The organism is Nonomuraea cypriaca (assembly GCF_015645445.1).
Taxonomy (GTDB): domain Bacteria; phylum Actinomycetota; class Actinomycetes; order Streptosporangiales; family Streptosporangiaceae; genus Nonomuraea; species Nonomuraea cypriaca.
Genome location: NZ_JADOGI010000315.1, coordinates 1 through 10,068, shown reverse-complemented (window position 1 = coordinate 10,068; position 10,068 = coordinate 1). Strand labels below are relative to the sequence as shown.

Here is a 10,068-nt window from a genome sequence, read left to right as displayed (position 1 = left end):
CCCCTGCCCCTCCCCCATCTTCCTCGTAGCTGCTGACCCAGGGCGAGGCCGCCGTGTCGAGGGTCAACGAAGTTGATCGCGAAGCGGCGCCGCAGGCGCTCTCGGCTCGGCGGATTCGACCGGGAAACTCGACAGCGAGGAGGGCGGGCCGGATTGGAGGTGCACCGTACCGACCTTGTCGTGATCGCTTGCCTATGCTTATGTGTTCGGAGTGAGTCGTGATTCCGATACAGGCGGGCGTCTCGAACCTGTTCCGGCAAAGGTGAACCCGGCAAGTGGGAGGGTGAACCACATCGCACTGCTCCTTGTCCTGGGCGCGGTCCCCCTTCTGCTTGCGAACTGGTTCATCGTTGCCATGATCCTTGGACGCGACTGCGCCTCTTTATATGAGGGCGGCAACATAACGGAATGTGTTGGCGGGCTTTCAGAGGAAGAGATGACCGCCGCATCGGGAGTGATCGCGCTGGTGCTACTTGTCATCCAGATAGGGCTGATCGGCCTAGTACGCCGGCACATCCGCGGATCGTAGCGAGGCCGCATGGTCGGCGACGGAACGCCTTGGGACGGCAGGTACTACGATCGTCTGCTCGGGTGGCTCCCAAGGTGGCTCCCACTGGATCGGCAGTCAATTTTACACCACGATCAGCCCACCACCTGCGTCGATGGCTACCAGTCGCCGAGGGGCTTCACGTCCCATGAGAGCCGGATCGTGGGCTTGGTCTGGAGCACAACCGGCTCCTTGTAGTCCTCCCGGAACCACAGCTTCAGTCCTTCGTAGCCGGACCGCTCGCGCTCAACGGACAGCCTCCCGAGATGCCGTGGCCTGATGTACGTGATCTCCTCCCCGTCCGCGTAGACGCTGATATACGCCTCACCCGCCGACGGGTGGATAGAGAAGAGGACCGATATCACACCTCGGGTGAGATGGAATGACTGAAGGCCGAGTGGCCAGGGAACGTCCTCGTCCTCGCCTTGCGGCTCGTCCTCGAAGAGCCAGATCAAATCTGCGAGCTCAGCGATCTCCATGGCGCGAACATACTTGAGCACACTCGCTTACAGCAGCAGCCTCACGCGCGCAGGCCGCCCTGCTCGATCCTGATCTTTCAGCCGCCGTCGGCCATCTGGCAGTACGGGGGAACGCCGCCTACCGCTTCATGGCTCTATAACACTTGAGCAGAGCTGTGATGTTGTCGTAGTCGCGCGCCGTTCAACTCGTCGAGCAGATCATCAGGGCATAACTCGCAGAGGTCGCCCCACCAGCAGCGCGCCTTGTTGTCCCAGATCCGATAGCCGCCGGGAACGCCTCTGGCGACGTAACGTCTCCTGCCCACAGCTCGCCACCCTGCAATGCGACGATCCAGGGGTCAAGTTCCGTGATCAGCCACGTTGCTCGGTGAGCCAGGGTGAGGAACGAACCCTGGATCGTCGATCGCCCCCAAGCACATAAGGCGGCCAGCCACGCCGTGGCGATCGTGAGGGCTGCAGTTGTGCGGCGGCGCGGCAACCCCGGCCGGAGCGTTCGGTCAGTACGGCGCGGCAGGCGTGCGGCGGCCGGCCCGGTGCCCCGCCGCCGTCCGGGACCGGCCCCCAGGCCGCACGCCCGGACGGCGGGCGGGCGGAGGGCCGGGGTGCGGCGGCGCGCCGCGCCGCCGCCTTGATACCTACAAGAACAATTCGGCAGCGCGCGACTGCGTCTCTGAGCTGATCAGGCAGACGGTTGGCTCAGGCTTCGGTGTGCCGAGTTGATGGCTGCCAGGAGTTCGCGGGCTGAGGCATCGCGCTTGCCGGTGAGGGCGTTCTCTACTCCGGCGAGTTGTTGGAAGGCCCGGCGGGATTCGGTGCGCTGGGCGGTTTCCAGGGCTGGCCGTCCGCTGGTGATGCCTTCGTTAAGGTCGCCGATGCGGAGTTGGGCGGCGGCGATGTCGGCGTGGACGGCGGCTATCTTCTTGTGGTCGGTCTCGTGCGAAAGGGCGTTGAGGGCGGCTTGGCCTTCGTCGATGACGCGGTGTTCGTCGCCGAGGTTGACGTAGGTCGAGAGCCGGTAGGCGGCCATCCGGCCGGAGTCCAGGAAGCGGGTCCAGGCTCGTTCACGCTGCGGGCGCGCTTCGCCGTACGCGTCCCTCGCCTCTTCCAGGCGGATGAGGGCCTGGCGGTCACCGAGGTTGGCGAGTTCTTCGGCTTCGCGGGCCAGCAGCCAAGCGCGGGTGGCGTTATCACCCTGGGCCGGTAGGTACTGCTGGGCCAGGCGGATGTTCTGCACGGCAGGGGCGCCACGCGTAGCGTACGAACGGTAGCCATAGGCGCAGGCTTGGATGATCGGGTGTCCGCTCTCCTCCGCCGCCAACGTGGCGATGCGGTCGAACGCGGCGGACTGCCCCGGCTGCTTGATCTCCCAGGCAATCCACGAGGCCAGGACGGCGGCCTCGCCGGTGGTGGCGGCTAGCCGGCGGCGTAGGCGGTCGGTGAGTCCCGCCTGTAGCAGGGTGCTCAGTTCGTTGAGGTGGGCGGTGAGGCCCTGGTAGAGACTGCGGGCGGGCATGGTCTCTTCGAGGCGGTGGAAGCCGATGGTGCGGGCTTCGAGGCGTTCGACCGTGTCCTCTTGATCGGCGCGAGTTCCAGAGAGGGCCAGGGTGAGGCGCTCCCATGGGTTGGCGATGGAGGCGGCGCTTTCGGCGGTCAGTCCGGCTGCGATGAGCAGCATTGTTCGGCGGTCCATGTGGCCATCTAGCCTTCCCACGATCCAGGCCAGCGTCAGCATGTCAACGTCGCAAGTGTCGTCGGGCTGGCGCGAGCCGATGACTACTTGTTCCACGCTAAGAAGGCTGCTTGCTGGTGTTCCATCCCGTGGCGGGATGGGTGTGGGCGGGTGTGGGACGCCGGTGAGAATCCGCGGGGCGAGGCCGAGGGTGATGCGGGCGGGGTCGGGCATGTGCAGACCGTCGGCGATGCGCTCGAAGACGTCGAGTGCGGTGACTTGGGCCTTGCCTTGCATATACTCGCTGACTTTGCCCTGGCTGAAGCCCACGGCGACGCCGATGCGGGTTTGGCTGATGCCTGCGTACTGGCGGACGAGTCGGAAGAGGTGGCCGATGTCGCGATGTGTGAGGGCGGTGTGCATGTCGGGGCGTTGCCACAGGTCGGCCGGTATGACGACCGGTTCGGCCCCGTCTGCGGGCATGTGCCGTTTCCCCTTGTGTCCTTGGACTGCCGGTAACTCAACGCTCACGGTTCGGAGTTATCCCGTCAAGGGATATTGCTGATCCCGTCCGAGGATTCCGGCTCGGGATGGGTTGCCTTGCCGCAGGTGAAGACCCTTGTCCCATGACTCGGAGCGATCAACCGACAAGTGAGAGGTGCCGGGCCTGCCGGGCCACGGGATGGCGTTGGGTGCGCAGGAGCCGTGCCGAGGCGCTGCGCCGTCTTGACGGAACGGCGGTCGAGCTTGTGCAGGTGACCTGCTTCGAGTGTTCCGGAGTCGGCAGAAAGCGGGCCACGTAGTGGAGATCATCACGGGCTGCCTCAGTCCACACATCAGCGAGGTTCAGGAGGGGCACATGCAGTTGGTCTGGCGCAAGCCGCCGAAGGCTGAGGACCGTGCCCGGGTAGTGGCCTGGTCGTGCCACTGCCGGTCAACTGTGTACGAGCTGCGTCGCCTGGGTGGTCAGTCGTACATCCGCCGGACGGAATACGACGGTGACGGCGAAGAGACGATCTACGAGACTCACCGGTGGTCGTACAGCAAGGCTGCCGAGGTCTGGGCGACCTTGCTGGAAGGCCAGACGGTGTAGGTGGCGCTTGACGGCGCGGTTCCCTGGATGTGGGGGCCGCGCCGTCGTCGTTTTGGGGTACGCCCATGTGTCGCTAGAAGGGGTTGCTTAAGCAGCATGCGCTGATAGCCTGCTTGGCTAGACAGGCATGTTGAATGTGGAGCCCTGATGTCATTTGAGTACACGCCCCCGAAGTACGCGCAACTGATCGCGGAACTTGAGCGGCGCATCGACTCGGGCGAGTATCCGCCCGGCTCCCCGCTGCCCAGTGAACACCAGCTCATGGCCGAATTCGCGATGGCGCGCCCGACCGTCGTCAAGGCCCTCGGTGTACTGCGCGATCAGGGCTGGATCGTCACCCACCAGGGCAAGGGCCGGTTCGTACGCGGGCGCCCGGCCATCCCGACCAGTCAGCAGGCGCGCGCCGGACGCGAACTCCTCGACCGCAAGGAAGCCCAGGTCTCCAGCCGCTTGCTGGTGACCGGAGAGGCCGAGGCACCCAACCGGATCGCGTCCTATCTCGGGCTCAAACCGAAGGCGCCGGTCATGCTGCGGCGCTCGCTTACCGAGCACGACAACGAGCCGACCGAGATCTCTTCCACCTGGCTGCCGGTTGAGGCGGCGCAAGGTACGGCGCTGGCCGAGTCGGAGGAGTTGAAGCAGGGCGTGCGACGCTACGTGGAGAACGTGGCCGGCGCTTCGCTGGATCACATCATTGAGCACGTCACCGCGCGCAATCCGACCAAGGAAGAGTGCTCGCTCCTGGGGGTCAAGAGCTCGGCTGCGCTGCTCGTCGTCTACGCGGTCGCGTGCGATGCCACGGGCAAGCCGTGGGTGGTGGTGGAGTCTGTTCTGCCTGGTGACCGGCACGAATTGGAGGATGCCTACCCAATTCGGTAGCCGGAGTTCCAACTTCTTCGCGAAGCCCGCTTGGTCCACTTGACTGGCCAAGTGGGCTTCGTGCTTAATGGGCTTACAACTTGGTCAGTCAAGATGGCTGACCGCTCAAGAAGAGAAGAGATCCAACATGGCAATGCAGGGACCCATCCCCGTGACGTTCGCCCAGGTCTTCCCGCACGGCTGCTACACCGTCGGGGAGGTCGAGCCGGTCAAGGACTTCGAGGCCTCCACGAACGGCAGGTTCGTTCAGGCGCGGGACAAGCAGACGGGCGAACTCGTCTGGCAGATCCCGGTCATGGACGCCGACCCGTCGCTCAAGGCGGCTCAGAAGACCGTGGCGGTAAAGATCCTCAGCCCTACACAGCCGGTCGCCCCGGCTCCCGTGGCGGGGCTGCCGTTCACGCCGGTCGAGTTCGACGGGCTGACCGTCACCCCGTACGTCAACGGCTCCGGGCGGCTCGCCTACTCGATCAAGGCGCGGCAGATGCTCGCGCCCCGCACCAACGTCAAGTCCACCAACAACAGCAAGGAGGCCGCTGCATGAGCGAGCACCGTCCCTACACCTACGTCACCTTGTCCATGAAGCCCGACTCCACGCCGTATGTGGGGGTCTCCTTCCACACGCCGCGCCTGAAGGTCAGTGCCGGGATGTTGCTCAGCAACCCTCGCCCATACCTGGAGTTCCGCTCATCGGAGGCCGACGTGCACATCTCCACCACCGGGGCCGGGCCGGTCACCGACGCCGACCTGGACCTCGCCCGCCACATCTTCAACGCCGCCGCCCGCTACCTGGCCGACTGCGAGTGCCTGCACGCCGAACAGTCGGCCCAGGACGCAGCCGACCCGGCGGCTTGACAAACAAGCGGGGCCGCTGGAACTGGTCCTTCCGGCGGCCCCTCATCTCCCCTGACGCGAATCACGAGAGGACTTCAGCCTAATGTTCAAAAGGCTCCCCGGTGACGAGGCACGCAACCTGGTCACCACCACCCCGGACACCGCCATCGTCTTCCAACCGGCCGTCGTCCGCACGCCCGCCATCATCACCCTGGCCATCTACCTCTACCGCTTCCTCGTCGCCCTGGTCCGGACGATCTGGCGGCACCCAGTGGCGACGGCCGTACCCACTGCCCTCGTCTGCACCTGGTACCAGTACGGCTGGCCGCTGGCGGCGTCCCTGTTCGGGATCGTCGCGCTGAGCCTGGTCTCCTGGGCCTTCATCGACCGGCCGTCCTTCGCCCATCTCGTCGGCTGGCGACTGCTGGCCTGGTGGCGGCTCATGTCGGTCTACCGCCGTCACTGGCAGTCCGTCATGGACGTCTCCGGCCTCGGCAAACGCGTCTACGGACGCGCCTACCTGCCCTGGCTCGTCCGCGTCCAGTGCGACGGCTGGGCCGACCGCATCACCGTGCGCATGCTGCGCGGCCAGGCGGTCAAGGACAGGTCCGACCGCATCGACAACCTCGCACACGGCTTCGGCGCTACGTCCTGCCGGGTCGCGCTGATCAAAGGCGGACGGTTGCAGCTCATCTTCCCCCGCCGTGATCCGCTGGCCACGCCGATCCCCGCGCTACCTGTCCCTGACGAGCCAAGTGTGGGACCGGTCGAGATCGGCAAGCAGGAGGACGGCCGACCGCTCAAGCTCAAGGTGCACGGAACCCACGTCCTGATCGCGGGCGCGACCGGGGCGGGCAAGGGGTCGTTCCTGTGGGACACAATCCGCGGCTTGCTCCCCGCCATCCGGGTGGGCCAGGCCCAAGTCTGGGCGCTGGACCCCAAGCTGATGGAACTGTCCTTCGGGCGCGAGCTGTTCCAAGGCCGCTACGCCGCCGATCCCGCAGACTGCGCCGATCTCCTCGACGAAGCGGTCAGCGTCATGCAGAAGCGCGCGGCCCGCTTTGCCGGACTCCAGCGCTCCCACGTCCCCACCGTTGAGGACCCGTTCGTCCTGGTCCTCGTCGATGAGGTCGCGTTCCTGACCGCCTACCAGCCCGACAAGCAACTGCGGCAGCGCATCTCCGCTGCCCTGGCCACGCTCGCCACCCAAGGCCGCTCGGTCGGCGTCGGCGTGATGGCGGCTCTCCAAGACCCGCGCAAGGAGGTCATGAACATCCGCAACCTGTTCCCCGACAAGATCGCCCTACGGCTCGACGAATCCGAACAAGTGGACATGGTCCTCGGTGACGGCGCACGCGACAGGGGTGCACTCGCCGACCACATCTCACCCATCCCCGAGCAAGGGGCCGGCGTCGCCTACATGCGCCTGGAGACCTCACCCGAACCGATCCGGGTCCGCGCCGCCTACGTCTCCGACACCGACATTCGCGCCATGGTCGCCCAGTTCGGGGAGGCCGCATGAAGCTCGCTCACATCCTGGACGGGCTGCGCTGCGCCTCCTGCGGCACGCTCAACGCCCTCCGGCTCGACCCGATCCGCGCCCAGGTCGAATGCCGCGAGTGCGGCCAGACCGCGCTCATCCTCACCGACACCGACGAAGGGAGGTCCCTATGACCCATGCGCACGACCGCGCCCTACCCCGAGCGGTACGACTGGCGATGCCCCTGGCCCGCGACGTCGTCGAAGAGGTCGCCAAGCTGAACGGCGTCTGCATCCGGCCCGTCCCGCTCAAGCGGCTCGACACCCACACCGGCCAGTGGGAGACCATCGACGTCCCGTGCGGTTCGCCGATGGACAGCAAGTGCCCACCGTGTGCCAAGCGCAACAAGCAACTGCGCAAGGCGCAATGCCGGGAAGGCTGGCACCTCGACGAGGAACCGACCATCACGCCGGACGACCCGAACGAGGAACAGCGCTGGCTGGTCGAATTCCGCGCCGACGTCCAAGCCCAGCGCGACGAGGCCGAACAGATCGGTGACGACACGACCGACTTGGACGCGGTCATCGAGGGCCTGGACGAGGAGATCAACGCGGCAGGTATGCGCGGCAACGTCCTCAGCCGGACAGCATCCAAGCGCTCCCGCTCGACCAAACGGCGACAGGACGCACCAGACCTGCCCAAGCGCAAGATGGCCCACACCACGCTTGGCCGGACCTTCCAGGCCCCGGACGGTAAGATCTACCGGCCCTCGCTGTTCGTCACGCTCACCCTGCCCTCGTACGGCAAGGTCCGCGACGGCGTACCGGTCGATCCCGACACCTACGACTACGCGCGCGCTGCCCGGGACGCGCTGCACTTCTCCAAGCTCGTGGATCGGTTCGTGCAGAACCTTCGCCGTGTGGCTGGCTTCGACGTGCAGTACTTCGCAACCGTGGAGCCTCAGAAGCGGCTCGCCCCGCACCTGCACATGGCCATCCGTGGAACGCTCCCACGAGCGGAGATCAAGCAGATCGCGGCGGCCACCTACCACCAGGTGTGGTGGCCCTCCGTCGATCAGGCGATCTTCGAGGGCGAGCACCTGCCCATCTGGCAAGAAGAGACCGGCTACCTCGACCCCAACACCGGAGAAGTCCTACCAACCTGGGACGAAGCCCTCGACGAACTGGACGCCGACGAGGACGCCGAACCACTGCATGTGATCCGCTTCGGTGAGCAGGTGGACGTCAAAGGCGTGCTCGCGGGCACCAAGGACGCCGACCAGTGCATCCGCTACCTGTCCAAGTACCTCACCAAGAGCCTCGGCGAAGCACTCGACGGCGGCCAGGCCCAGCAAGAGCACGCGGCCCGCTTCGTCGATGCCCTGCGCCATGAACCCTGCTCGCCCACCTGCCCGAACTGGCTCCGCTACGGCATCCAGCCCAAGGGCGCCAAAGCCGGAATGGCTCCCGGCCGCTGCCGCTCCAAAGCCCACAAGCCCGAACACCTCGGCTACGCAGGCCGCCGCGTCCTGGTCTCCCGTAAGTGGTCGAACAAGACCCTGGCCGAGCACAAGCAGGACCGGCGTACCTGGGTCCTGGAAGCTCTCGGCAAGACCGACGAGCCCGTGGACCCGCACCGCTACGTCTGGCGGCCTATCCCGGCCGGTGATGCCAACGTCGCTCCTCTTGCCGTCCGGCTCCTTCGATCCGTACGCGAGCGGCAACGCTGGCGCGCTCACATGGCCGAACTCCAGGCCAGAGCAGACGGACAAGATCTTTCGGCAACTCCGCAGGCAGCGTGAAGGGAGGTAGACGCATGGACCAGCTACTGACCGTCGATGAAGCGGCCGAGCTGCTGCACACCTCGGTTCGCTTCGTCCGTCGCCTGATCTCCGAGCGACGCATCGAGTTCGTGAAGGTCGGCCGACACGTCCGCATCCGCGAATCGGCCCTGATCGCCTTCGTCGTCGCGGGCACCGTCACACCACTCACGCGCAGCAACGTCACGGGGAGGGCTGCCTGATGGCCAACAAGGATGGTCACCGGCGTTTCGGCAATATCCGCAAGCTCCCCTCTGGACGCTTCCAGATTCGCTATCCCGGCCCGGACGGCGTGATCCACACAGGTACGACGACCTACGGCACCAGGACGGACGCCGATCGGGCTCTGACGCTCATCGAGGCTCAGATGATCTCGGGGGAATGGACCGACCCCGAGCGAGGCAAGGTCGAGTTGGCCGTCTACGCGCGTGACTGGATCAAGGAGCGTCCGGGGCTTCGGCCGAAGACTCTGGAGCTGTACACATGGCTGCTGGAGCGTCACATCGTCCCGACGCTGGGGAAGGTGCCCGTCGGCAAGCTGACGGCGAAGACAGTCCGTGCGTGGCGTGCCGGACTTCTCGACCGTGGGGTCTCCGTCTCCACTGCGGCGAAGGCATACCGCCTGCTCCGCGCCGTCCTGATGACGGCGGTTGAGGAGGACAAGATGATCAGCCGCAACCCGTGCCGGATCAAGGGCGCGGGCAATGAGCACACTCCGGAACGCCCGGTGCTCAACGTGGCCCAGGTCTTCGAACTGGCCGACCGGATGGCCGACCGCCGCTTCAGGGCCATGATTCTGCTGACCACCTTCGCCAGTCTGCGGTGGGGTGAGGTGACGGCACTACGGCGATCCAGCATCGACCTCCAAGCCCGCACCATCCACGTACGGGAACAGCTCCTCGAACTCGACAACGGGGAGATGCGCCTGGGGCCGCTCAAGTCGAAGGCTGGCCGGCGGACCGTCAGCATCCCCTCAGTGATCATCCCGATTTTCGCCGAACACCTGGCGAAGTATGTCGATGAGGCCGAAGACTCCTTCGTGTTTCTCGGCAAGCGCGGGGCGTTCCTCCGGGGGAGCAACTTCCGGCGTGAGGCCAAGTGGGCCGACGCGCTCAAGGAGATGGGGGTGCAAGGGCTGCACTTGTTGAGTCGGCCTGGGGCGCGGTGCCGGGATTGCTCTCGGTCCGTTTCCCCAGGCCGCTCGCCGAACCCGCCGTGCCGATCTCTCGGCAACGGGCTCTCCACGATCTCTGTCGTCAGGCGGGGTT

The 10,068-nt window shown here is 66.2% G+C and carries 12 protein-coding genes; 10 read left to right on the top strand and 2 right to left on the bottom strand.

The window, feature by feature from the left end; genetic code table 11:
* Nucleotides 1-283 precede the first annotated feature (283 nt).
* Complete coding sequence (locus ITP53_RS50425) at nt 284-529, top strand: hypothetical protein (protein ID WP_195902615.1); 246 nt, start codon at nt 284-286, stop codon at nt 527-529.
* A 137-nt stretch (nt 530-666) separates the two neighbouring features.
* On the opposite strand, the gene ITP53_RS50420 is transcribed toward ITP53_RS50425, so the two are convergent.
* Together ITP53_RS50420 and ITP53_RS50415 are read right to left on the bottom strand one after the other, a co-directional pair.
* Nucleotides 667-1,026 (bottom strand): hypothetical protein, encoded by a 360-nt coding sequence (locus tag ITP53_RS50420; RefSeq protein ID WP_195902614.1) that lies wholly within the window; start codon nt 1,024-1,026, stop codon nt 667-669.
* A 679-nt stretch (nt 1,027-1,705) separates the two neighbouring features.
* Complete coding sequence (locus ITP53_RS50415) at nt 1,706-3,178, bottom strand: helix-turn-helix domain-containing protein (RefSeq protein WP_195902613.1); 1,473 nt, start codon at nt 3,176-3,178, stop codon at nt 1,706-1,708.
* 376 nt (nt 3,179-3,554) lie between these two features.
* Between ITP53_RS50415 and ITP53_RS50410 the strand changes: the two genes are divergently transcribed.
* From ITP53_RS50410 to ITP53_RS50370, 9 genes are all read left to right on the top strand, one after another.
* Nucleotides 3,555-3,788, top strand: a complete 234-nt coding sequence (locus ITP53_RS50410; protein WP_195902612.1) for a hypothetical protein — start codon at nt 3,555-3,557, stop codon at nt 3,786-3,788.
* A 147-nt stretch (nt 3,789-3,935) separates the two neighbouring features.
* Nucleotides 3,936-4,667 carry a GntR family transcriptional regulator gene (locus tag ITP53_RS50405; protein WP_195902611.1) on the top strand — a complete coding sequence of 244 codons (732 nt, stop codon included), beginning with the start codon at nt 3,936-3,938 and terminating at the stop codon, nt 4,665-4,667.
* 127 nt (nt 4,668-4,794) lie between these two features.
* Nucleotides 4,795-5,211 carry a plasmid replication, integration and excision activator gene (locus ITP53_RS50400; protein WP_195902610.1) on the top strand — a complete coding sequence of 139 codons (417 nt, stop codon included), beginning with the start codon at nt 4,795-4,797 and terminating at the stop codon, nt 5,209-5,211.
* Nucleotides 5,208-5,522, top strand: a complete 315-nt coding sequence (locus ITP53_RS50395; protein WP_195902609.1) for a hypothetical protein — start codon at nt 5,208-5,210, stop codon at nt 5,520-5,522. Before ITP53_RS50400 ends, ITP53_RS50395 begins: the two co-directional genes overlap by 4 nt.
* Before the next feature lie 82 nt (nt 5,523-5,604).
* The gene (locus ITP53_RS50390; RefSeq protein WP_195902608.1) at nt 5,605-7,023 is read left to right on the top strand and encodes an FtsK/SpoIIIE domain-containing protein; all 1,419 of its coding nucleotides are present in this window, start codon (nt 5,605-5,607) and stop codon (nt 7,021-7,023) included.
* Entirely contained in the window at nt 7,020-7,175 is a 156-nt protein-coding gene (locus tag ITP53_RS50385; RefSeq protein ID WP_195902607.1) for a hypothetical protein, read from the top strand. The genes ITP53_RS50390 and ITP53_RS50385 overlap by 4 nt, the downstream gene beginning before the upstream one ends.
* Complete coding sequence (locus ITP53_RS50380) at nt 7,172-8,782, top strand: replication initiator (protein WP_195902606.1); 1,611 nt, start codon at nt 7,172-7,174, stop codon at nt 8,780-8,782. Before ITP53_RS50385 ends, ITP53_RS50380 begins: the two co-directional genes overlap by 4 nt.
* A 14-nt stretch (nt 8,783-8,796) precedes the next feature.
* Nucleotides 8,797-9,003, top strand: coding sequence for a helix-turn-helix domain-containing protein (locus ITP53_RS50375; protein WP_138664004.1), 207 nt, complete (start codon nt 8,797-8,799; stop codon nt 9,001-9,003).
* Nucleotides 9,003-10,068 (top strand): tyrosine-type recombinase/integrase (locus tag ITP53_RS50370; RefSeq protein ID WP_195902605.1); only part of this gene is annotated, 1,066 nt, incomplete at its 3' end. The genes ITP53_RS50375 and ITP53_RS50370, both read left to right, overlap by 1 nt.

What these genes read in the sequence shown, in the direction of transcription:
- ITP53_RS50420 (WP_195902614.1), bottom strand. Translation starts at nt 1,026, where the DNA reads ATGGAGATCGCTGAGCTCGCAGATTTGATCTGGCTCTTCGAGGACGAG.
- ITP53_RS50415 (WP_195902613.1), bottom strand. Translation starts at nt 3,178, where the DNA reads ATGCCCGCAGACGGGGCCGAACCGGTCGTCATACCGGCCGACCTGTGG.
- ITP53_RS50410 (WP_195902612.1), top strand. Translation starts at nt 3,555, where the DNA reads ATGCAGTTGGTCTGGCGCAAGCCGCCGAAGGCTGAGGACCGTGCCCGG.
- ITP53_RS50405 (WP_195902611.1), top strand. Translation starts at nt 3,936, where the DNA reads ATGTCATTTGAGTACACGCCCCCGAAGTACGCGCAACTGATCGCGGAA.
- ITP53_RS50400 (WP_195902610.1), top strand. Translation starts at nt 4,795, where the DNA reads ATGGCAATGCAGGGACCCATCCCCGTGACGTTCGCCCAGGTCTTCCCG.
- ITP53_RS50395 (WP_195902609.1), top strand. Translation starts at nt 5,208, where the DNA reads ATGAGCGAGCACCGTCCCTACACCTACGTCACCTTGTCCATGAAGCCC.
- ITP53_RS50390 (WP_195902608.1), top strand. Translation starts at nt 5,605, where the DNA reads ATGTTCAAAAGGCTCCCCGGTGACGAGGCACGCAACCTGGTCACCACC.
- ITP53_RS50385 (WP_195902607.1), top strand. Translation starts at nt 7,020, where the DNA reads ATGAAGCTCGCTCACATCCTGGACGGGCTGCGCTGCGCCTCCTGCGGC.
- ITP53_RS50380 (WP_195902606.1), top strand. Translation starts at nt 7,172, where the DNA reads ATGACCCATGCGCACGACCGCGCCCTACCCCGAGCGGTACGACTGGCG.
- ITP53_RS50375 (WP_138664004.1), top strand. Translation starts at nt 8,797, where the DNA reads ATGGACCAGCTACTGACCGTCGATGAAGCGGCCGAGCTGCTGCACACC.